Source organism: Capnocytophaga sp. oral taxon 412 str. F0487, assembly GCF_000271925.1.
Taxonomy (GTDB): domain Bacteria; phylum Bacteroidota; class Bacteroidia; order Flavobacteriales; family Flavobacteriaceae; genus Capnocytophaga; species Capnocytophaga ochracea.
On sequence record NZ_AJZR01000062.1, the window covers coordinates 46,235 to 70,250 of the forward strand.

A 24,016-nucleotide genomic window follows, 5' to 3' on the forward strand; every position below is an offset into this window, starting at 1 on the left:
TTTTGGTTGGTTAATGAAGAAGTCCGATAATTCTTTTATCGGACTTTCTTTTTTAATTCTTGAAACACTTCTTCTAAATCAACAGAAAAAGAAGGTAATTGTATTGTAATAGTACTGAAAGGGCAATTACCTTTTAGCTTCTTTGTGATATGGATATGCAAGGCATTGGCTTTCAATTCAAACTCTACATCTTGGCACAAGGCATAAATGTAGTGAGTTTGCTCATTGTATTCAAAATAGAGTTCTTCTTCATAAGCTAATCTACTTATAGAAAAATATTGCTCCTTATTTACAAAAGTTATCTGCAAAAGTTCTGCCCAAGACGCACGAGGGTTGAGGTCTATTTCTTCAGAGATAAAAAGTAAGGTGTTCATTATGTCTTAAACTATTTTATAGTTTCCCGTACTATCGGTCAGTTATAAACTGGATATTTGGATTATGTGTTCATACTGCAATACTCATAATTCTATTATTTTTTTTTACAAAGATACTGATTCTTTCCTGAAAAGCAAGAAGATTTTTAAATTTTAGACTTGAGGAATCTCAAAGAGACTTAGAAAATATCAGAAAAACTTTGAGATATCAGAAATGGATTTGGACTTCCGGAAGATAACGAATAAATTCGAAGGAGGTGAGTTAGGTAAAAGGTGAAAGATGAAAGGTAAAATGGGTATACTTAGCTTATAGAGAGCTTATAGGAAGCTTATACGAATCTTGGAAGATTGGTATAGAAAGACTATATAAACAGTTGATAATGAATAGCTAAAAATGAAGAATAAAACGGATTTTTGAGGGAAATAAATCGACAAATAAGGAAAGTTAAAAGGGCGGTAAGACGATGGTATTAAGAACTGAAGAAATAGAACAATATCAATTATCTTGTTTAGTGTGAATTTTGATACTGCTTCTTTTTCGTGCAGGAGAAAACTGAAAATGAGCCGTGTAAAATGAGAATATTATACAGGTTAATCGTGTAGCGTATACACAAAATAGAGATTTTAGAGATATTGAAGTAAAGAATATAAAACAGTATTAGATATTGATAATAAGCTATTTAAATGTAAAAAAGGCTACTTTATCATTTTTGGCACGCTATTTTCAATATAGATAATGTAAGTTTGACAGACGGGATGTTAGTAAAACTTGCAAGTGCATTTAAATCATAATAAATGATGACACTAAAAATTGCTTGAAAAAACTGAATTAAACAAAATTACTGAAAAATTGCTATAAGAAACATTGTTAGATAAAAATTATTCATTGAAACAAGATTTTGAGAAGACACAGAGATTGCTAAAATAAACATTGTTAATCAAAATTACTATAAGAAACATTGAATCATTAAAGCAAAGACTGAAAAAACTAAATTACAAAGTCATTTATTAGGCTATTTAAAGACAAAATTTTATGAGAAAAAACAAATACTTTTAAGTTCATAAAATTTTATCAACTTAAAAGTATTCATTTTGGAGTTAGTAGTAGTATTTATATGCATTGTGAAAAAAGACTCTTCCGAAAGGGAGGGTCTTTTTTTAATGGTTAATGATTAGTGATTAATAGTTAATAAGGTATTGCAGTAATTCTTTTGCGCCCCTGTACCTCACTTCTTTAACAGGAGTTGATACATTATTTTTAAAGGGAATTAATCACTTTTCGCTATTCGTTATTCACAGTAAGTCTTACGGTTTCTATTTTAGTCTGTGAGCAGGCTTCGATAGTGAAAGTAAAAGGAGGGATTTCTATCACTTCGCCTTGAGTAGGGATTCCTTCGTTATGAAGCACTATAAAACCGCCAAGTGTTTCGTATTCCTCGCTTTCTGGGATATCCAAATGATAGGTTTCATTGAGGTATTCGACCTCCAAACGCGCTGAAAAAAGGTATTCAGTATCGGATATTTGTTCTTCTATAAACTTATCTTTGTCGTGCTCGTCTTCTATTTCGCCAAAGAGTTCTTCTACGATATCTTCTAAGGTTACAATGCCCGAAGTACCACCATACTCATCAAGCACTACTGCCATACTCTTACGTTTGCGGGTGAGAATGTTTAGTACTTCGTTTATCTGGATAGTCTCAGGGATATTGACAATAGGAATGAGCACTTCTTTAATGTTTTTTGGCTTCTTGAACATATCGAAAGAGTGCACGTAACCTAGAATATCATCTATATTTTCGTTGTATATCAATATTTTGGAGAACCCTGATGACACAAAGGTAGCAATAAGATTTTCAATAGATTCATTGAGCTCCACGGCTACTATTTCAGTACGCGGAATCATTATTTCACGTGCTTTTACTCCCGAGAACTCCAAGGCGTTTTGGAACATCTGCACCTCACTATCTACCTCTTCTTTTTTAGGAGCGTTTTCCATCTGTTCGGAGATATAATCTACCAGCTCTACTTTAGAGAACGAAAGAGGCACATAATCGCCTTTCGTCTTGAAGAATACGCGTAAGACAAAATCGGATATCCACATCACAAAACTGGAAAACGGATAGAACAGCAGATAGAAAAAGTATGCAGGAATAGCAAATACTTTCAGGAGTTGGTTTGCATAAATCTGGAAGAACACTTTGGGCATAAACTCTGCCGTGATGAGAATTATGAGGGTAGAGATAATGGTATGCCAAAGGACATTTTGGAAGAAAGGAGGCAAAAGAACTGTCATTACCTTTCCCATTTCAAACCCATACACTACGAGGGCTACGTTATTGCCCACAAGCATAGTAGCCAGTAGTTTAGAAGGCTTTCGGGTGAGTTTGGTAAGCACATTAGCAATCACTCCTTCTTGCTTTTTAAGGATTTCTAAGTGTACTTTGTTAGACGATACGTAAGCGATTTCAAACCCCGAAAAGAAGGCTGAAAGCACGAGTGTAGTAAGAATAATTATTACAGAAATAGGTTCCATAAGGGTATAATAGAAAAAGGCAGTTGCTATCAACTGCCTTTTATATAAGTGTAACACTTGTTATAATAGCTAAGCTGAGTGCAAGCTTCTTCATTAGTGATTCTTATTTTAAGTTATTCACTCGGCAAAGGTACAAAAAAATAAATAATGAACAATCATTTCTTATTTTATTGTTCTGATGTACTCCAAAAGTTCACGAGCTTGCTGTTCGTTCAAGCGCTGGTTGAGCATTAAGGTGTTGTACTCTTCTACCAACTTCTTGGCGATAGGGTCTTGCTTCTCCATCACATCGGGATTGAGAATCATATTCATCACCCACTCTGGCGTACGGCGGTCGAGCAAACCTATCATCGCAGGTCCTGTGAGTCGCTTTTTAGGACGGTGGCACACGGTGCAATAGGTATTGAAAGTCTCTTCTCCTTTGGCTGCCATTGCTGCATCGGGGGTATCGGCTAAGGGTGGGTTAATCGTCTTCACGGGACCTATCCCTTTGTTGTTTTGCCAATCGGGAAAATCGGGCTCTGGTGCACTGTTTGAAGGGGCAGGTACAGTATTTGTTGCCTCTTGGGTAGTACTATCGGTGGTGGTGTTATTGTTGTTCGTTCCGCCACCACAAGCGGTTAAAAGTGCCATAGTGGCGAATGATAAAAAGTGTTTTTTCATTAGTGTATAAAGAAATATAGCTTGCGCTATGAAAATTAATTAAATATTCTTGTTTTGTAAAGAAATATGGCTAAAACCATAGAAATTAAACAAAGATATAGATTTCCTGTTTGATTTGGTGTGATTTGTTCAATTTCTCTCCCGCAAGAGATTCCTACCTATAAAAGTTTTACGACTTCCTTAGCAAAATAGCTAGCGATAAGGTCGGCACCGGCACGCTTGATACTCACAATTTGTTCCATCATTACAGCATCGTGGTCGAGCCAACCGTTGGCAGCAGCAGCTTTCAGCATTGCGTATTCACCCGATACTTGGTAAACAGCCACGGGCACTTCGCTCATATTCTTCACCTCGCGAACGACGTCTAAATAGCAAAGCCCTGGTTTTACCATCACAATATCAGCGCCTTCCTCTATATCCATACGAGTCTCGCGTAAGGCTTCGAGGCGGTTGTGATAGTCCATTTGGTAAGTTTTCTTATCCTTAGGGATATCCTGTTGGTCTACGGGAGCACTGTCGAGTGCATCGCGGAAAGGTCCATAGAAAGCTGAGGCGTATTTGGCACTATAAGCCATTATACCTACGTGCTCGAAGCTATTGTCTTCAAGGGTTTCACGCAAGGCGAGGATACGTCCGTCCATCATATCGCTGGGCGCGATGAAATCAGCACCTGCCTGAGCGTGTGAGAGTGCCATTGTACAAAGAGCATTTACAGTAGCATCGTTCACAATGCGTCCGTTTTCCACAATGCCATCGTGACCATAAATAGAATAAGGGTCGAGCGCTACATCAGTCATTACGAGCATTTGCGGTACCGCTTCTTTCACAGTTTTAATAGCGCGTTGCATCAAGCCATTGGGGTTGGCTGCTTCTACGCCTTTGTTGTCTTTAAGAGCGTCAGGCACTTTCACAAACAGTAATACCGATTTGAGTCCTAAGCTCCAAAGCTCTTTTACTTCTTTTGTCAATAGGTCGAGGCTATAACGGTAATAACCCGGCATAGAGGCTATTCCTTCTTTTACGCCAGTACCTTCAACTACAAAGAGAGGTACAAGAAAATCATTAGGAGTAACAATCGTTTCTTTTACCAAACTACGTACCGTATCGTTTACGCGCAAACGGCGGTTTCTTCTCAGTGGATACATTATATTTAGTTATTAATTTTTAATGATTAATATTTAGTCCTTATTTATCTTTTTACCTACTATCTTCCCGTGTGGCTCGCATCTTTTACCTCAAAAAACTCCTTCACTTCTTTTTCAAAAATCTCTATGGGGTAAGTGTGTGCCATAGTATTCAAGAGGTGAATTTCTATATTTTGCTGAGGACTCATATCTTCTCGGAGAACTGATAGCGACTCCCACGGTATGATGACGTCGTCCTGCAAACCGATAACTATCTGCATATAAGCGCGGTAATTAGGGTTGGGTTCGGTGTTAAAAGGCACTTCGTGTCGATAGGTAAGTGCAGGATTGAACAACAAGCAAGGTTTTTCAAGCTTTTGAGCGAGGTAATAGACAATGAGCCCTCCAAGACTCGAACCTATAAGCACATCAACCTCAGCATACTCTTTTTGTAACTCAGCAAAGAGGTTAGGCGCATTCCGATAGTCAATCGTAGGGGCGAAGATTTCACCGTAAGGGGTGAGCACTGCGCGCCTATCGTCTTGTAAGTAGCTATCGAGACCGTGTAAATAGAGTATTTTCATAATGAGTGCAAAGGTACAAAACATTTTTTAATTGACAAATTTGTCTTCTGTTGGCTATAGTCAGAAATGTTTCGTTTAGAAAATTGGCTTTAACAAAATTTAAAACTTCATCTAACTTAAAACCCTCTTCTTACCACCTCAAAATCAACTTAAAAGCACCTTTTCTTCGTCTTAGCTTCGCCTTACCTTCGCCTTAGGTTCGCTTTAGGTTCGTCTCAGAAGGCTCCAAAATTCATTTTCCTTTTTCCACCTTTATGTTTCAATATTTTTCTTTTCACTGAAAAATTTAGTATCATCTATCTGTTCTCTCTTCTGCTAATTTGCTAAATCCCGCATAAAGATATATATTTGCACTCTCATAATAAAAGACAACCTATATGTTCCAAACACCTTATAACGCAGCACCTTTTTCGCGCTTTGCTCCTACCGACTATCTACCAGCCATCCAAAAAGCTATTGCCAAAAGCCTCAAAGAAATCGATACCATTGCTCATAATCCAGAAGTGCCTACTTATATGAATACAATACAGCCTTTGGCTTATGTGGGATTAGAACTCGACCGACTTACGGCGATGTTCTTGAACTTGAACAGTGCCGAAACGAACGAAACCCTGCAAGCAGAAGCTCAACGCATCTCGCCTCTGCTCACCGATTACAGTAACGATATCCGTTTGAACGAAGCACTTTTTAAACGTGTTGAAGCAGTTTACAAAACTCGCAATTACCTTTCCGCTTCACCAGAACAACATACTCTCCTTGAAAAGACTTATAAGAGTTTTACTCGCAATGGTGCAAATTTATCATCGAATGATAAAGAGCATTTGCGCAGAATTGACAAGGAATTGGCGCGCCTCAAACTGAAGTTTTCAGAAAATGTATTGGCTGAAACACAGCATTACCAATGGGTGATTACCCATAAAGAAGAGCTCAGCGGTCTACCCGACTTTGTATTAGAGATGCTCGCTACCGAAGCCAAAAAGCACCATAAAGAAGGTTGGGTAATCACCCTCGACCTGCCTGTCTATACCGCCGTGATGAAATATGCTAATAACCGTGAGTTGCGCCGTAAACTTTTTATTGACTATCACAGCCGTTGTGCAGTTGATAGTGCTTATAATAACGAAGCCAATGTGTTGCGTATCGCTGAGTTACGTGCCCAACGCGCCTCACTATTGGGTTATCCCGATTATGCCTCTTTGGTATTAGAAGAGCGTATGGCAGAAACATCAGAAAAGGTAATGGATTTCTTGAATAAACTTTTAGCTAAAGCCAAACCGCAAGCAATCAAAGAATTAGAAGAGCTAAAAGCCTTTTCAGGACTTGATGACTTTCAGCAATGGGATTTTGCTTATTATGCCGAAAAACTGAAACAACAGCGCTATCAAATAGATGATTCTCTATTAAAACCCTACTTATCTTTGGATAAAGCAGTGGAAGGAATGTTTGCAGTAGCACATAAACTCTACGGTTTGCACTTCACCCTTACCGATGAGGTAGAAAAGTATCACCCCGAAGTACAAACCTATAAAGTAACCGATGATAAAGGAGAATATCTCGCCCTTTTCTACACCGATTTCTTTCCACGTACAGGCAAACGCAATGGTGCGTGGATGACCTCTTACAAAGAGCAATACACTGATAGTGAGGGAAAGGATTCGCGTCCACACATTTCCATAGTGTGTAACTTCACGCGACCTACTGCTTCGGCTCCTTCCTTACTCACTTTCAACGAACTGACGACTCTCTTCCACGAGTTTGGGCACGCTCTTCACGGTATGCTTTCTAAGGTTACGTACCCTTCTCTAAGCGGTACTAATGTAGCCCGCGACTTTGTAGAGCTTCCCAGCCAGCTGATGGAAAACTGGTGTTACGAAGAAGAAACCTTGCGCCTTTTTGCAACACATTACCAAACAGGCGAGCCTTTGCCCATAGAATGGGTACAGAAAATAAAAGAAGCCGGTGTCTTTATGGAAGGACTTTTAAGTGTGCGTCAGTTAAACTTTGGGTTCTTAGATATGGCGTGGCATACCTACCCTCATTTGGAACGCCTTGAAGATGTTCGCACTTTTGAACAAACAGTTGCCAAAGAAACTCAACTCTATCCAACTGTGGAAGCGATGTGTATCTCGCCTGCCTTTTCACATATTTTTAGTGGAGGTTATGCCGCAGGGTATTATAGTTACAAATGGTCGGAAGTGCTAGATGCTGATGCTTTTGAAGTTTTTAAGGAAGCAAGTATTTTTAATACTGAAGTAGCTACTCGTTTCCGTGGAGAAGTGCTCAGCAAAGGCAGTAGTGAGAAGGAAATGACCCTTTACAAACGCTTTCGTGGAAAAGAGCCCTCTATAGATGCTTTAATGAGAAGAGCAGGATTCGACTTAGATAAGAGATAAAATAAGATAGAAGATGAGTATCAATTAATAATAATCAATAGTATGACAACAGAAAATACACAATTGGTAATCCTTGATATTCAAGGGAAGTTATCACAAATCGTTTATAAATCGGAAGAGGTGTTACACAACAGCAGGATTCTTATTGAGGGAAGCAAGCTCTTAGAGCTTCCTATCATTTGGGTGGAACAAATGCCCGATAAGTTGGGTGCTACTCACCCTGTGATTGCTGAGATATTAGAAGGTAAAAACCCCGTGAAGAAAAGTAGCTTTTCAGCTTGGGGCAATGCTGAGTTCCGCAAGGAACTTAGGGCTAACAATCGCAAGCACGTATTGCTCATAGGTATTGAAACTCATATCTGTATTTACCAAACTGCACTCGATTTACTCGCTGAAGATTATGAACTATCCGTAATTGCCGATGCAGTATCTTCGCGTACCGAAAACAATAAGCATATCGGGCTCACAATGCTACGTGATGCAGGAGCTACTCTATTAAGCACCGAAGCGACACTCTTTGCCCTCTTGCGCACTGCCGAGCACCCGCGATTTAAGGAAATAGCAAGATTAGTGAAATAATGATTAATGGCTAATGATTAATAAAAAGGCTGTAAGAGTTTTCTTACAGCCTTTTTACATTAACATTCTCTTACTTTTCTAATTTAATAGTGAGCACAGGTGTGCTGGAGTGATTTACAAGGTCGCTACTGATACTTCCATTGAAGAAGTGAGCAATACCCTTACGTCCGTTAGGGAACATACAGATAAGGTCTATATTGTTTTCCTTCACATAGTTTAAGATTCCTGTTTCTACACGAATATCGTTATAAACGTGTGTTTCAAAATGCTGATGAGAGTGTTCAGCTTCTTTAAGAAACTCTTCCATACGTTTGTTTATTTCGGAAGTAGTAAGGAACTGGTAAGGAGTATTAACATACACCAAATCAACCTTAGCACCAAATACTTTAGCAAGTTTCAATGCCTTTTCAAAAGGTTTTAAAAATCGTTTAGAGAAATCGCAACCAAACATCATATGTTTAATTTTGAGCTTTTCGTGTGGATTTTTAATTACCAATACAGGCACAGAGGCAGAGCGGACTACTTTTTCAGCATTAGAGCCTATAAAGAGTTCTTTGGCGCCTGAAGCCCCATTAGAGCCCATAAACACAAGGTCGATATGGTATTTCTTTACAACTTCTTCCACAGCTTCGGGTAGCGGAGCGGTTTCAACAAGGTCAATCACTTCGACGGTGGTATCAATTTCCTTTTTAAGGTCGTTGAAACGCTGTTTAGTAAGGTTGAGAAAATACATTGCTTCGGGTACCGATACTTGACTTTCGGTCATTAAGCGGATAGGAAGTTCAATGGCGTGCAACACATATACTTTGGCATTGTGTTGCTTGGCTAAGTTAATCGCAACGTGTAGTGAAGCGATTGACTTTTCTGAAAAATCGGTGGTTACTAAAATGTTTTTCATAAGAATCTATTTTTTTTAGTTAAAAGTTATGAGTTTAGAGTTATGAAAGCGACCTACTCCAAAATTAGGTTTAGCTTATACAAAGCTTATACGAATCTTGAACGATTGTTATACAAAGAGCATATAAAGCATTTATTCACAGCGGTTTTTATCAGGTGTTTTTATCTAGAAAAAAAAGGTGTTACAACGGCGGTAATTACTGTTTTTATTATTCTTAACAATCAGTTTATTAGTATTTTAAACGCCTTTATAGCTTACCAAATGTCTATCTATACAAATATTGATTGATTTATGCGTTAGTTAAATTTCACGTGGTAAAGGTACTACTTATTTTTTTAACTTCCAAACTTTTTTTACTTTTTTTCTTGTTATTTAGAAAATTCGTCGTATCTTTGCACCGAAAAGTAATACTTGAGGGGACATTTAAGTCCCCTCTTTTTATAGCAAATGAATTTCAAAGACCAAGTTAAAGAGTTAGTTAATAAGGCTTTAAGCGAGCACCCTGAACTGTTTCTAACCGATTTAAGCGTAGGAGCTGACAATACCATTCGCGTGACTATCGACGGAGATAAAGGCGTGGGTATTGACGATTGTATAGAGCTTAGCCGTGCTATTGAAAACTCTTTAGACCGCGAGGTGGTAGATTTCGCCCTGGAGGTTACTTCGTTTGGCGCTACTGAGCCTTTTGTAATGGAACGCCAATACACTAAAAATGTGGGTAGAACCGTGCAAATCACAACACTCGATGGCAAAACACACGAAGGAGTACTGAAAGACATTGTTGAAGGCAAAGCCGTACTCGAAACTGAAACTCGCGAACCGAAACCCATAGGCAAAGGTAAAATCACTGTAAAGAAAGAGCACTTATTTGCGCTCACCGATATAAAAGAAACTAAAGTAATCATTAAATTTTAATTAAACGTATATGAATAGTCTTGAATTAATCGAATCATTCTCGGAGTTTAAAGATGATAAACTCATCAATCGCGAAACCTTGATGGCTATTTTGGAAGAGGTTTTCCGCAATACCCTAAAAAAGAAATATGGCTCTGACGATAATTTCGATATTATTATCAACCCCGATAAAGGCGACCTACAAATCTTCCGTAACCGTGTGGTAGTGGAAGACGGTGCAGTAACGAATGACAATCAGCAAATTGAACTTTCGGTAGCTCGCAAAATTGAACCCGATTTTGAGGTAGGAGAAGACGTTTCAGAGGAAATTAAAATTAATGACTTGGGTCGGCGTGCTATCTTAGCTTTACGCCAAAACCTGATTTCTAAAATTCACGAATACGATAGTATGACTATCTATCAGCGTTTCAAAGACTTGATAGGTCAGCTATACGTAGCCGAAATACACCATATCCGTCACAAAGCTATCATCTTATTAGACGACGAAGGCAATGAGATTATCCTTCCTAAGGAAAAACAAATTCCGTCAGACTTCTTTAAGAAAGGCGAGCACGTGCGCGGAATTATCGAATCAGTAGAGCTGAAAAGCACTAAGCCTACCATTATTATGTCGCGTACCTCTCCCCTATTCTTGGAGCGTTTGTTCGAACAAGAAATCCCCGAGATTGCCGACGGGCTTATCACTATTAACAAGGTGGTACGTATTCCAGGAGAGAAAGCAAAAGTGGCTGTAGATTCATTCGACGACCGTATTGATGCGGTAGGTGCGTGTGTAGGTGTGCGTGGGTCTCGTATTCACGGTATTGTGCGAGAGTTGGGCAATGAGAATATCGATGTATTACCGTTCACCAATAACCCACAACTGCTCATCACCCGTGCTTTGGCACCTGCACGTGTATCTTCAGTGGTTATCAACGAAGAAGAAAAACGTGCCGATGTGTATTTGGCAAATGAAGAAGTATCGAAAGCCATTGGTAAATCGGGCTATAACATTCGCTTGGCGAGTCAGCTTTCAGGCTATGAAATCGACGTATATCGCGAAGGAGCAACCGAAGAAGATATTGAGCTTAGCGAGTTTAATGACGAAATTGAAGAATGGGTGATTGAAGAACTGCAAAAAGCAGGACTTGATACAGCTAAGAGTGTATTGGAACTTTCTGCCGAAGAGCTAATGCAACGCACTGACCTCGAAGAAGAGACCGTAAACGAAGTGCTACGCATTTTGGCAGAAGAGTTTGAATAGGATAAAAGGAAAAATCTGCAAGAGCAGAGTATATGAGGGAGGTAGATTCCTTACAACTTAAACAAAGAATAATGTATCTTTTCTTCTTAGAAGGGGAATGGATTTTAATAAACATATATGAGCGAGGGAAAAAAAATAAGATTAAGCAAAGTTTTAAAGGAGTTCAATATCTCTATGGTAACAGCCGTAGAATATCTGAAGAAGGAGAAAGGGATAGAAATAGAATCTAACCCTAATACTTCTATTACAGAAGATATTGTGAAGTTCCTTTCGAACAAATTTAACGCCGACAAGAGTAAGCGTGAGGTTTCAAAAGAGATAGTGGAAGACAAGCGCAAAGAGCGCGAGGCTATCCGCATAGAGCAAGAGAAAGAAAACCAAGAGAAGCGCAAACAGCAGGAGCAAGAAGTGATAAAAGCTAAAGCTCAACTAGCTGGGCTCAAACCTGTGGGTAAAATAGACCTTGAAGAAGGTAATAAAAAAGAAGGGGTAGCTCCTGCTCAAGAAGCACCAAAACCAGAAATTACTACTTCAAAACAGGAAGTAACCACTTCTAAAACAAAGACAACAACCTCGAAGCAAGAAGCAACTTCTGATACGGTGCAATCTCAGCCGTCTGCCAAGAACAATAAAGAAAAAGACAAGAAAAAAGACAACAATAAACCCGACGCTCAAAAGAATAAATCTACTTATCAAAATCCATTGGCACAAACCGTTGCTACGCAAAAGAAGAAGGAACAACAGAACCATAACTCTAAGGAAGAACTCACCACTGAAATCCCTGCAGGTGTGATTGAAACCCAATACCAAAAGCTCACAGGTCCTAAAGTAGTGGGTGAGAAAATAGACCTTAGTCAGTTTGAGAAAAAGAAGAAAAAACGCAAACGCACCCGTCACAAAGACAAGGATAAAGAGACTCAAACTACTGTTAATAGCACTACTGATGCTACCGGCGACAGCGAAAAACGCAAACGCAAACGCATTCGCAAAGATGAAGTGAATGTGGCTAAAGGTGGTGACAACACGAAGAAAGAGAAGAAAAACAAGATTATTGCCAAAATAGAACCTTCCGAAGAAGAGGTACAAAAACAAGTACGCGAGACCCTGGAACGCTTGCAAGGTAAAGGTACAAAATCTAAGGGGGCTAAATACCGCAAAGAAAAACGAGAAACACACCGACAAAAGGTAGAACAAGAGCTCGCTGAACAAGAACAACAAGAGAAAATACTAAAAGTAACCGAGTTTGTGACAGTAAACGAATTGGCTACAATGATGGACGTTCCTATCAATAAGGTAATTGGTGCGTGTATGTCTCTCGGTATTATGGTAACAATGAACCAGCGTCTTGATGCCGAAACTCTCTCGATAGTAGCTGATGAGTTTGGCTATGAAGTAGAATTTGCAACAGCTAACATCGAAGAAGCTATCCATACCGAAGAAGATCAACCTGAAGATTTAGTACCTCGTGCGCCTATCGTTACCGTAATGGGTCACGTAGACCACGGTAAAACATCGCTCTTAGACTACATTCGTAAAGAAAATGTAATCGCAGGTGAAAGCGGGGGAATTACTCAGCACATTGGGGCTTATAGCGTGAAATTAGAAAGTGGTGAACGTATCACTTTTCTCGATACTCCTGGTCACGAAGCCTTTACCGCTATGCGTGCTCGTGGAACCAAAGTAACCGATATTGCTATTATTGTGGTAGCTGCCGATGACGATGTGATGCCTCAAACCAAAGAGGCTATTAGTCACGCACAAGCCGCAGGAGTACCTATTATCTTTGCCATTAACAAGATTGATAAACCGAATGCGAATCCCGATAAAATTAAAGAACACTTGGCTACTATGAACCTCCTCGTAGAAGAATGGGGCGGTAAAATACAGTCGCAAGATATTTCGGCAAAACAAGGTATTGGTGTATCTGAACTATTGGAAAAAGTACTCTTAGAAGCTGAAATCCTCGAGCTGAAAGCTAACCCTAACAAACCAGCGGTAGGTACTGTAGTGGAAGCAGCTCTTGACAAAGGTCGCGGATATGTATCTACTATATTGGTAGAATCGGGTACGTTACACGTAGGCGACTATGTACTGGCAGGTACGAACTCTGGTAAAATACGTGCTATGCACGACGAACGAGGCAAGAAGGTAAAAGAAGCAGGCCCTTCTACTCCTATTTCTATCTTGGGATTAGATGGTGCTCCACAAGCAGGTGATAAATTCTACGTATTCGAAGACGAAAAAGAAGCTAAACAGATAGTAGCTAAACGCGCTCAGTTACAACGCGAACAATCAGTACGTACGCAACGCCACATCACCCTCGACGAGATAGGGCGACGCATTGCTCTCGGCGATTTCAAACAGTTGAACATCATCCTCAAAGGGGACGTGGATGGCTCGGTAGAAGCTCTTACCGACTCTTTCCAAAAGCTCTCTACTGAAGAGATACAAGTGTCTATCATTCATAAAGGAGTGGGAGCGATTACCGAGTCTGATGTATTATTGGCTTCCGCCTCCGATGCTATTATCATTGGTTTCAACGTTCGTCCGATGACCAATGCACGCGCCTTGGCAGAAAAAGAATCTATCGATATTCGTACCTACTCTATTATCTACGACGCTATCAACGACCTGAAAGACGCGATGGAAGGAATGCTTTCACCGGTATTCAAAGAAGAGGTTACTGGTACGGTAGAGATACGCGAGCTCTTCAAGATTTCTAAAATAGGAACCATTGCGGGCTGTATGGTAACCGATGGTAAAATCTACCGCAACTCTAAGATACGTCTATTGCGTGACAATGTGGTGATTTATACGGGCGAACTTTCTTCACTCAAGCGTTTCAAAGACGATGTAAAAGAGGTAAGCAAAGGTTATGATTGCGGTTTGCAGATCAAGAACTACAACGATATTCACGAAGGTGACGTGATAGAAGCCTTCCAAGAAGTAGCAATAAAGAAGAAATTGTAAAGAGAGATATAAAAAAGCGCCTTAAAAGGCGCTTTTTTATATCTCTGAGCTAATTACTACTGCTATTGAAAAAAGCTTTGTGGTAAAAATCAGCTAATAACACTGAGATAGCGTCCATTTTTTGCTGAGGGGATAGCTTTTGAGCAATGGTTTGATAAATCTCTTCTTTATGTTGTTCAGCAAAGCTACTCAGCAGTCCTTTTTCTTGAATCAAATGTTCCATAGTAATATCTTTCAGCTCATTAAGCATCCAAAGATGTGCCTGATAGCCTTCCTCTGCTTTGTATAGCAATTCTTGATTTTCAGCAGTATTATTCAAGTCATAGGCTTGTTTCTTAGCAAAGAGGTCTGCTTTAAACTTGTCATCACTCTCCAATGCCTGTTTATACAAATTCTTCAAACAACGGAATACAAAATAACGATAGTCAGCTTGTTGCTTCTTAGCTTTTTCTACAAGTAGCTTTTGTTCTTGTAACAAACGTTTCTTATCTTTCTTAGCGCTTACTTGCAACTGACGGTGTACCTCTGCAATTTGAGTATTCAGCTCTCCCATAAAACTCAAATCAGTGATGTTTGAAAGCTCAGGTATATCTTTTATAATTACCTTTTCCTCAGTAGTTTTAGTTGCTTGTTCAATAGGTTCTTCGGTAGTTGCAGGAACTTCTGGCATTACTTTTTCCTCTTGTAATGGAATAGTATCCTTAGCCCTCTCAAGGTCTTCTGCTTTTTCAACTTTTTGCTTTTTCTCTTTACGAGGCTTTTTCTCTTTACGAGGCTTTTTCTCTTTACGAGGCTTTTTCTCTTTAGGAGTTTTCTCCTTTTTCTTAAACTTAAACGATGGGAAAGGCAATTCTACCTTTTCAAAATGGTAAGTATAACCTACACTCACATTAGTACTTTGTGCCGAAGTGTTTTGAGTGTCACTTTCAGCATTGCGGAATGACTGTAAGGCGCTCAAGGTAAACTGGTGGTTTTTCCAAGGAAGGAAGTTTACATTTAGTTGCACATTAGCTGTACTACCTTTGGAGGTAGCCGATTGTGAAATACTATAGTTTCCTAACAGTGTCGTGTTGAGTTTGTCTTCAAAAAACGCTTTACCTACTGTAAGCGAAGGTCCCATCACTTGTGTTTTCTCTCTTGATACAATACTGTACGAGTAGTTGAACGAAGGAGACAAACTTAGTTTGCTTTCAGGGAATTGTAGTATATAAGTCGCACCCGCGTTGTGAAAACGCGAAATACCTCCTCTGCGTACTATATCATTTTGTTTATTCACCACATCGTTGAAAGAATACGAAAGAGTTATATTCTGTTTTTCATTTATGGCATAAGCTATGTTGGCATTCGTGTTTTGTGATACTTGTCGGTAGTTGATAGAATCTTGAGGGTGTTCATAGAGTTGCGGATTGTTGATTCTATCAAAAGGATTGATAAGTTTATTAGTAAACATCGTAAAGTTGCTATAACTTCCTGAAAGAGATAGTTTAGACGTAACCTTGGCATTTACATTGGCTGAACCTACCCACTGGTTGGACTGTTTAGGTTTTTGTTGGTTTAAATTGTCGTGTTGTCGTCCTATACTAGTAGCTATTGACACATTGCCATTAAATAAATTCAACGAACTGTTTAGGGTGATATTCTCCATATCGTTTACAAAATAGTAAGCCCCTAAGGTCTTGTAATCGGGGTCTACTTTCTCGTAACGCACCCCTACACTCGCCTTCGTGAAAATAAAGTTAATACCTGCATTGTAAGCTGTAAAATCCTGCTTTTGGCTTTGAGTATTGCCCAAAAGGCTTAGCGCATATTCACCAAACACTTCTACAAAATGCAGAGGTTTATATTTAGCAAATCCTGAATACACTTGGTTGGATAGTGGATATATTTTCTTCTCATCGGGAATAGGTACCGATAGAGAATTAGCTTTATCGTTAGCAAAGAAGAGAATTCCGCCTATTTCTAAATCTTCTTTTTTATAAGAGAGCTTCGTGCCGTAACCCCAACGCTCATAGGTAGGTATGGTCTGAGGGCGACCGTCATATTCAGTTGCTTTGGCAAGTCTACCTCCCATAAACGAAGCTCTTAAAGGGTATTTTTCAGGGGTGAGCTCTAAGCCTCCTCCTGTAAATTGTAAACCGTTGAATGTATAAGGAGAAAAGCTCATACTCACATCACCTATATGGGCTAAAATCCATTTGTATTTAGGGTGCAGACTTAGGCGATTGAACTTAAAGGGAATTTGGTAATCTAAAGCATCTCCTTGATTGGTGTATCGATAATTGATCGGCATCGTCCAATCGTAAAAGCCCAAAGTGATATTACCATTGAAGAAATACAAGAAAGGTTCATTAGTGGGACTATCAGAGGCCTGGTTATACACACCACTTACCGAAGCACTCCCCGAGATAGAAAAAGGTTTCTTCTTGAGTTTTTCTTTCAGCTGAGTATCTATATTCTCTAAATCTACCTGCTGAGCTAAAAAAGGTAGAGAAAGTAATACAAAGAATACAAGTAGGTAAGTTCGCGCCATTGATTAATGATTTTTTTGCATTTTAATATCAACAACTATGTAAGATTCCGCACCATTGCTTACGTATTCCTTTATCTTAATAGCTCCTTTTCGCCCGTTAGCTGTCTCAAAAAGCACAATTCTGTTTGCCATTTCCTTATTGAAGGGAGCTTTGTTACTATTAGATTTAATAGACAAAGAAGATAGAGTAGCTCCCGAAGAAAGCGCATCGAAATCAGCTACTGAGAAAAACACCTGCCCCTTATTCTCTTGTTTGTTGATAAAGTAACTTTTTGTAGCATTGGGAATAGGGTCAAAAACAGCTGTTTGTGCTTCATCTGGTGATAAGAATACATTATAAGCAAAAGAAGTGCTCTGCCCGAAATACACAAAATCAATAAGCCTGCCGTTCTCCGCTGTTACTTCATTAGGCTTTAGTACTTCCCCTAAAAAAGAAGAAAAATAGCAACCTACTGTTTTATTAGTATTGATACCTAATTTTATATCTGTAAAGGTAATAAGATTATCACCTGCTGTTACCGTAAAGTTCTTTCTTTCAGATAAAGTTTGCTTGTCGTTATTAGCTGTAAGCTCTATTTGATACGTTCCTGCAGTAGGAAGTATAAACGACGGATTTTCATCAGTGCTCTCTTGCTGAAAAGCCCCGCTACTTACTTTCCAGCGATAAGCAGTGGCATTTACCGATTGGTTTTTCAAAAATATACGTACAGGGGCTTGTGTATTATGAGGGTATTCATTGGTTATTTCAAAAGCAACAACTAAAGGCGCACGCACTACTACTGTTTTCTCCATTACCCTACGCTGAGAGTGGTTGCTCGCTTCCAATCGCAATGTAAATACCCCCCCTTTTTCAAAAGTTACCGTAGGATTTTTCTCCGAACTATAAGCAGGCGTTCCTCCTTCAAACGACCATTGATAAGTAGTCGCTCCCTCACTTTGGTTGCTAAGAGTAAGCGTAAGAGGTGCTATATCACTCCCTTGTTGAGTAAAACTAAACAAAGCTGATAGCTCAGGGTAAACTGTAAACGATTTTTGGAAAGTGCGCGCCTCACCGTCTAAATTGGTGGTATGTGCTGTAATAGTATAAGTACCAGGCTCGGTATAACGAATATCCTCAGGATAAAAGGCATTAGAAGAAGTATAACTGCCATTAGGAAATTCCCACTGAAAAGCATCAGCTCCTGTGATTTTGTTTATGATGCGCACTTGTGCTGGAACATTGTAATTATCATCTACCATTGCAATGCTAAAATCACCCTCAATAGGCATATTTTGCTCTTGCTCACAAGCAAAGCAAAACCATAGTGCTAAACAAATTACTATCTTTAAAACTAAACGCATTGTATCATATTCTAAAACGGCTACAAAAGTAATACTTTTTACACAATAAACCTAAAAAACATTTACTTTTTTAAGTCTAATATGTCATTCTTAACCCTCTAAGAGCTAAAAAATCTGCTAATCCCCCCTACCCTATGATTCACACCTGTCTGTGCCACCCGTGCCTTTTCTCTTTCTTTCGCCTCGAAACCTCGTTTTTGGCATTTTTAGCGTTGTTGTATCACACTATTAATCAATTATTTATATACCCTTTCTATACCAATCGTCCAAGATTCGTATAAGCTTCCTATAAGCTCTCCATAAGCTACTCCCACCCTCCTCATAGCATTTTTTCACCAAAATCTCTCCCAACCCTCTTCCGAACTCCTCCGTTTCCTTTCGATAGATCAGATATGTCACTTTTAGGGGTACACACTTTGCCAAAGTTTAAAACTTTGGCAAAGTTAATCTTTTCCGCTGGCGTTTCTTGTAGCTTGCACCTAATTCACTAATTTCCTAATCTGCTAATTTTCTAAACTTCCTCTTCCCCATTTGCTAATTTCCCAATCTGCTAATTTTCTAAACTTCCTCCTCCTCTTTTACAAAAAATTGTATAATTCAACTATTTGATGTATCTTTGCAAAAATACTATAAAATGAACTGCACTCGGTTATTCTGTTTCCTCTGTGTGTTTCTGTTTGCGAAAACACCCCTCTTTTGTCAAGAAGAAAAGTCTATTTCTACCGCTTTTCCGTTCTTAATCCTTAATTCTGATGCTATATCAGCAGGAAAAGGAGAAGTAGGGGTAGCCTCCTCTCCCGATGTGTTTTCCCAAAGAGTGAATGCTCCCAAATATATCTTTCTGCCTACTTCTTCAGCAGTAGCCATTAATTATATGCCCTTCACCCACAGAGCTGTGCACGATGTGTTTTTAGGGGGGATTACTTTTTACAAAAAGAGAATACGCGATGCTTTCGGGGCAAATTTCTCATATTTCAGTATCGGTGATGTGAACTTAACCCAAGACATAGGGCAACAATCGTATATGTTAGGCACTTTCAAGCCTACTGAGCTTTCATTGGAGGGCTCTTATAGTTTACAATTAAGTCAGTCGTTTGCAATGGGAGTTACCTCTCGTTTCTTAAGCTCACAACTATCTATTCCTTCGCAAGGGAAGAGTGTAGCCCGAGCATTAGCTTTTGATATAGCAGGCTATTTTTATTCACAAGAACACTTTATTAGTAGTTTGTTATACCGATACGCTTGGGGATTCCAACTTTCTAATGTGGGAACAAAGGTGAAGTACGACGACTTGGGCAGGTCTTTCTATCTTCCCACCCAACTGAAATTAGGAGCAGGTTTTTTATTGCAAACCGATAGTTATAACGAGTGGGAACTCTCGATAGAAGCACAAAAATACCTTGTGCCTACCCCTAATGAGCAAGGTGTCCCCGACAAAGATATTATAGAAGCCTTAATAACCTCTTTCTACGATGCTCCTAATGGTTTTCGTGAAGAGTTTCACGAGATTAATTGGGCAATAGGTTTGGAATACAAGTATAACCAATCATTTTTCTTGCGCTCAGGATTTTTCTATCAACACAAGGACAAAGGCGACCGAAAGTTTCTATCCATAGGAGCAGGTTTTGCTTTTAACAATTGGCAAATGGACGTAGCTTATCCTTTTTCATTCTCCACCTATAACAATCCATTCAACACCTTTAAAATTAACCTAATTTACCGCTTTGGGCAACAGTGATTATTTTACAATCATCTTCTGCACCATCACATCTCTTCCCGTTTTTTAGCTTAAAACTATAAAACCAAGTAATGAACAGAGAATTAATATGAGAAGACGGAGGGACATTATTACTTAGAAAAATATTTTGATAAGCAACTGCTATTCTTCTCTATAACATCAGCTAATTTGAAAATGTTTAAGGTGTTATCAATGTTTTTTATGCCTTTACATAAAAGCATTCTTATTTTCTTCTATAATATCACGCAAATTTCTAATCATTATGTTGCCATCTTTTTCTATTACCTTTTTAAATTTCTGAAATTTAGGATATTTTGGCGTCTCGGAAAAACAAATATCTACAAACACATCAAAATCTATTGTTGTTAAGACAAATAAAGTATTATTCCCTTTTGCGATATCTCTATCTAAAATCTGATTTCCCTTTTTTATGATGGGATCATTATCATAAAATTTCAATATAGAAAAGGTGTCATTAGAGCTATTTATATCTATAATTTCTTTTACTGCTAAACTATCTCTTTTTAAAAGTTCTATTGGTATTCTATATTTTTCTGAGATTTTTTCTTTTGATAAAACTTGTTTTTTTAGAACTACTCCACTTATAACATCGTGAAATTCTTTTTTATATTTCAAAGAATTCTTAATAGGTGTTCCTCTTGTGTTTTTGCTCATTTCCCCTGTTTTCGCTATTTCCTTTTTATAAAAGGGAGAGAATTGCTTATCTAATAAGTTAAAAACATTAATATTTGATGAATCATCATTTTTTATACAATTAAAAAAATCATCACATAGTTTTGTTATATTAATATTCTTTTCATTTTTTAAATAGTCAGACACTTTAGTAGTGTTTGTTCCGACTAAAAACAGTGCTATATCGAGATTTTCTCCCATATCTTTAACTATTAAACCTTGAGAGGAAGATTGAATGTAAAATACTGAATAGATAGGCTTAGGAAATGTGCCATTATAATTGATATACTTAACGAAGATATCTTCAGTAATACCATTATTAAAAATGTATTTAGAGTCTAACTGATAATAATTATTCTTATTATCATCATATAGTCTCATATTCTTTAAGTAATCCTCTTTTTTATAACTTGTAGGAATCTCATAAGGTTTGAAAAAATCTTCCAACTGTTGCTGAGTACTCAAATTGAAAAAATCACAAAACTGCTTTTCCACTGTATTGATTGAAAATTTACATTTTTTACCTTTATAAAGAAATATATTCTCATAACTTTCTATAGTCAGTTTTCCTTCCACTTCATTTATAACGGCTAATTCCTTAGCTTCAAATTCAATTTGCCCAAAAGCTAAGATACTATTTAATAATAAAATAAAAGTTATTTGTAATTTCATTTTTCCCTTTATTTAATAAGATTAATACTTCGTGTTATCTATTATTGATTGTTTTTAAATTTATGAGTCTTCATCAAATGCCAGAAAACAATCATACCAACTATTCCAATAGAAGAGAAGATTATTCGCATTTTCTTCCATCGTGCAAATTCATTATCGTATACAACCATCACTTGATCAGAATGCTTAAATTTTAGTACCTTTATTGAATTTCCTATCTCAACATTTGGAATATCGAATTTTCCTGCAATATCATATACATTTTCATCTAAGTTTCTAATAAAATATACTTCTTGACTATCAATATACCCTCTCACAAAAACACTTGGAGTTCCATTATATTTTCCTCCACTACCCCCATGATAATCTATCTTTGAGATAACCATCACTTTTTGAAAATAATTCCCTGATAAAGCATCGTATATCCGCTTAATATCAAAAAGATTCATTATAAGAATCAAAAAAGCTAATAAAAATAGCCAAAGCTTGAAAAACCACATAACAATTTATTTTACATATATTTTAAAAGGAGATGTTTCATATTTAATATTGTCCCAAATATATTTAAAATCACCACTAGGAATAATATTATACCCTCCTAAGGTCATCTCACCTCTTATTCCTACATAAGGTTTCCCTATCCCTATTTCCCCCTCTATCGATTTGTTTATATTAGAATATTTTATATTCCCCCAAGAAGATATTCCTGCATAAGGGTTTGCACTTATGTTTACAACTCCTAAATCAAGACCTAAATCTCCCCCTGCTTGTAAATCAGCTTGAAGTCCAAAATTCATTGCAAAACCCTTTTCTATAAACCCTTTTTTGTCATTCCGTTTTTCATATTGCATTTGTCCACTTGCTATAAGTCCTATAATAGGTTTAAGATATATTTTTGCTTTTGCTAATTTTAAATCTGCTCCATATGTAAAACCATTAAAAGCTAAATTAATTCCTCCTGAGAAACCTCCTTTTCTTACTACATTGTAAAACCTTGTTGCTTTATCTTCTTCTAAAAACTCTTCACCTTGAAAAGAAATGTTGAATTCTAATTTTCCTGTATTATCTAATTTATTCAAAACACTACCAATACGATTTACATATTCACTAAGTTTTCGTAAAGCATTTTGTACCGCAGGAGACACTACTTCTACAGAAATGTTATAACCATCTACCCATTTAATTTGTACACTTTTACTCATTTTGGTAGGATTACCTGTTTTTACTGTTATTTTTTTATCTTGTTTTTCATTAATAGAGGTCTTGAAATCTAATTCCCCTTGATTTGTTTCAAACTCTTTGCTATTTACAGTCCAATTAATAAAACTCACAGGAATTTCTTCCTTAGGAATATTAGGTTTTATTTCAGCTATAAATTGGGTATCCCGCCTTTCCTTTTCTATAGAAGGAAAATTTACATAATATAAGGTCTCCCCACTTTTTGCTACTCTATTTCCATTTCTTAAATCAATAGCTTTTAACTCCGTAAGATCAAACTTCTTTACTTCCTTATCTATCTCTATTCGTACTCCTATAGAGTCTGGAACTTTAGCAAATGCATAAATATCCAATTTTAAAAGTTCTTCAGAATGTTTCTCTATAAAAAATGTTTTTTTCTTTTCAAATCCTGCTATTATAGTTTTTAAACCCCCTCCATTAGGATAATAAATATTAAAATTCACTTTAGTTGTATCTGCTACATCTCCCATTTCAAAGGTTTCAAGCATTTTCCGCTTATAAGGAAGTTTTATTTTATCCCCTGTGTAGTATTTTTTATTTTTATGTTTAATATAATAAGTAACATCTCCTTTCTTGTTATTTTCAGGAGTTGTTTCTTTACTTTTTTGCAAATTGCTAGGTGATTCTGTTTGTTTCACTTCGTTATCTTCAACTGCTACAGATGTATTTATTTCTGATTCCTTTTTAGCCGTTTCTGTATATTCTCTTTCCTTCTCCTTAGCCCACTCTTCTAAACTTTTATCAAAATTCTCATCTTGTTCCCCAAAAAGAGCTATAGTTTCTTCTTTTTTCTTAGCTATTTCTCTCTTCAATTCTTCAGCAAATTCTTTCAGTCCGTTCATTTCCTTTGAAACTTCCACCACATTCCTCTCCGTCTCATCATAAGTCGTTACTAACTTCCCTTCTATGAGTTGGCGTTCGGTGTTGAGCTTGATGCCGTTAAACACTACCTTTATCTTAGTGTCTTGCAAATAAGGTACTTTCACATAACCTTCTCCTGAGTATACGCCATTGTTACCCGTAGCGTTGAGCACCGTTACCGGGAAATCGCCTGCTGTAAAGGTCGTGTTAGGATACAGATTGTCCTGTAGTGGGTTAGTGTTCTTGATACGTATCTCGGGTTTTACCCCACATTGCACTTGACTCTTTTCGTCTATCTGCTCGGTGGTAGTGAACTCTTGTTCGGTGCTATACATATAGCTCTCTTCACCAAATACCGAGCTACTATAAGCTGTTTCTAAGCCACAGGCTACGCCCACTTTGTAAATGTAGGTGCGTCCCCGTTTAAGGTTCGTGAGCTTGGCATAGGGCATACTCACCTTTTGCGATTTCCAAGTTTTACCTTTCTCGCGGTACATCACCTTGTACGGGTACTCTTGGTTGGGCATCATCGCCTGAGCACTCCAACGCAGTTGTGCTGAGGTGCTCTCGGTTATCGCAGTGAGGAACTTCGGCGCTTCACAATGAGAGACTAAATCAAAGTAAAAAGTCTCGGAATTGCCGTTGTTTTTAAAGTACGACTGTTCG

General features: G+C 37.8%; 17 protein-coding genes. 6 read left to right on the plus strand and 11 right to left on the minus strand.

The features are described 5' to 3' along the window. Positions 1-35: 35 nt before the first annotated feature. The 5 genes from HMPREF1321_RS11105 to HMPREF1321_RS11125 all read right to left on the minus strand — a co-directional run bounded on the left by HMPREF1321_RS11105 (position 36) and on the right by HMPREF1321_RS11125 (position 5,302). Positions 36-374: a hypothetical protein gene (locus tag HMPREF1321_RS11105; RefSeq protein ID WP_009422649.1), complete on the minus strand. Its 339-nt coding sequence runs from the start codon at positions 372-374 to the stop codon at positions 36-38. A 1,282-nt stretch (positions 375-1,656) separates the two neighbouring features. After that, positions 1,657-2,907 carry a hemolysin family protein gene (locus HMPREF1321_RS11110; protein ID WP_034576098.1) on the minus strand — a complete coding sequence of 417 codons (1,251 nt, stop codon included), beginning with the start codon at positions 2,905-2,907 and terminating at the stop codon, positions 1,657-1,659. Between the two features lie 162 nt (positions 2,908-3,069). Beyond that, a complete protein-coding gene (locus HMPREF1321_RS11115) occupies positions 3,070-3,570 on the minus strand; it encodes a c-type cytochrome (protein ID WP_009422639.1) in 501 nt (166 codons plus the stop codon). Between the two features lie 158 nt (positions 3,571-3,728). Beyond that, positions 3,729-4,715, minus strand: a complete 987-nt coding sequence (gene hemB, locus HMPREF1321_RS11120) for a porphobilinogen synthase (RefSeq protein WP_009422674.1) — start codon at positions 4,713-4,715, stop codon at positions 3,729-3,731. 59 nt (positions 4,716-4,774) lie between these two features. Next, entirely contained in the window at positions 4,775-5,302 is a 528-nt protein-coding gene (locus tag HMPREF1321_RS11125; RefSeq protein WP_009422654.1) for a YqiA/YcfP family alpha/beta fold hydrolase, read from the minus strand. 353 nt (positions 5,303-5,655) lie between these two features. Here HMPREF1321_RS11125 and HMPREF1321_RS11130 point away from each other — a divergent pair, with 353 nt between their 5' ends. Then, on the plus strand, positions 5,656-7,671 hold the full coding sequence (locus tag HMPREF1321_RS11130; RefSeq protein WP_009422667.1) for a M3 family metallopeptidase: 2,016 nt from the start codon (positions 5,656-5,658) through the stop codon (positions 7,669-7,671). Between the two features lie 42 nt (positions 7,672-7,713). After that, positions 7,714-8,250, plus strand: coding sequence for an isochorismatase family protein (locus tag HMPREF1321_RS11135; RefSeq protein WP_009422663.1), 537 nt, complete (start codon positions 7,714-7,716; stop codon positions 8,248-8,250). Between the two features lie 70 nt (positions 8,251-8,320). On the opposite strand, the gene HMPREF1321_RS11140 is transcribed toward HMPREF1321_RS11135, so the two are convergent. Next, positions 8,321-9,148, minus strand: coding sequence for a universal stress protein (locus HMPREF1321_RS11140; protein WP_009422677.1), 828 nt, complete (start codon positions 9,146-9,148; stop codon positions 8,321-8,323). Positions 9,149-9,595: 447 nt separating this feature from the next. Here HMPREF1321_RS11140 and rimP point away from each other — a divergent pair, with 447 nt between their 5' ends. The 3 genes from rimP to infB all read left to right on the plus strand — a co-directional run bounded on the left by rimP (position 9,596) and on the right by infB (position 14,276). Continuing rightward, positions 9,596-10,063, plus strand: coding sequence for a ribosome assembly cofactor RimP (gene rimP / locus HMPREF1321_RS11150; RefSeq protein ID WP_009422647.1), 468 nt, complete (start codon positions 9,596-9,598; stop codon positions 10,061-10,063). Between the two features lie 10 nt (positions 10,064-10,073). After that, entirely contained in the window at positions 10,074-11,306 is a 1,233-nt protein-coding gene (gene nusA, locus HMPREF1321_RS11155) for a transcription termination factor NusA (protein ID WP_009420253.1), read from the plus strand. A 117-nt stretch (positions 11,307-11,423) separates the two neighbouring features. Beyond that, positions 11,424-14,276, plus strand: coding sequence for a translation initiation factor IF-2 (gene infB / locus HMPREF1321_RS11160; protein WP_009422675.1), 2,853 nt, complete (start codon positions 11,424-11,426; stop codon positions 14,274-14,276). A 49-nt stretch (positions 14,277-14,325) separates the two neighbouring features. Here the strand turns inward: infB and HMPREF1321_RS11165 are convergent, their stop codons facing one another. Further along, complete coding sequence (locus HMPREF1321_RS11165) at positions 14,326-16,806, minus strand: TonB-dependent receptor (protein WP_009422678.1); 2,481 nt, start codon at positions 16,804-16,806, stop codon at positions 14,326-14,328. Positions 16,807-16,809: 3 nt separating this feature from the next. Further along, the gene (locus HMPREF1321_RS11170; RefSeq protein WP_009422661.1) at positions 16,810-18,147 is read right to left on the minus strand and encodes a PKD domain-containing protein; all 1,338 of its coding nucleotides are present in this window, start codon (positions 18,145-18,147) and stop codon (positions 16,810-16,812) included. Between the two features lie 634 nt (positions 18,148-18,781). Between HMPREF1321_RS11170 and porV the strand changes: the two genes are divergently transcribed. Further along, positions 18,782-19,885, plus strand: a complete 1,104-nt coding sequence (porV, locus tag HMPREF1321_RS11180; RefSeq protein ID WP_009422673.1) for a type IX secretion system outer membrane channel protein PorV — start codon at positions 18,782-18,784, stop codon at positions 19,883-19,885. 207 nt (positions 19,886-20,092) lie between these two features. Here porV and HMPREF1321_RS11185 read toward each other — a convergent pair whose 3' ends face one another. From HMPREF1321_RS11185 to HMPREF1321_RS12305, 3 genes are all read right to left on the minus strand, one after another. Next, the gene (locus HMPREF1321_RS11185; protein ID WP_009422670.1) at positions 20,093-21,250 is read right to left on the minus strand and encodes a hypothetical protein; all 1,158 of its coding nucleotides are present in this window, start codon (positions 21,248-21,250) and stop codon (positions 20,093-20,095) included. A 41-nt stretch (positions 21,251-21,291) separates the two neighbouring features. Further along, positions 21,292-21,750 carry a hypothetical protein gene (locus HMPREF1321_RS11190; RefSeq protein ID WP_009422637.1) on the minus strand — a complete coding sequence of 153 codons (459 nt, stop codon included), beginning with the start codon at positions 21,748-21,750 and terminating at the stop codon, positions 21,292-21,294. Between the two features lie 6 nt (positions 21,751-21,756). Further along, positions 21,757-24,016 (minus strand): fibronectin type III domain-containing protein (locus HMPREF1321_RS12305; protein WP_009422642.1); only part of this gene is annotated, 2,260 nt, incomplete at its 5' end.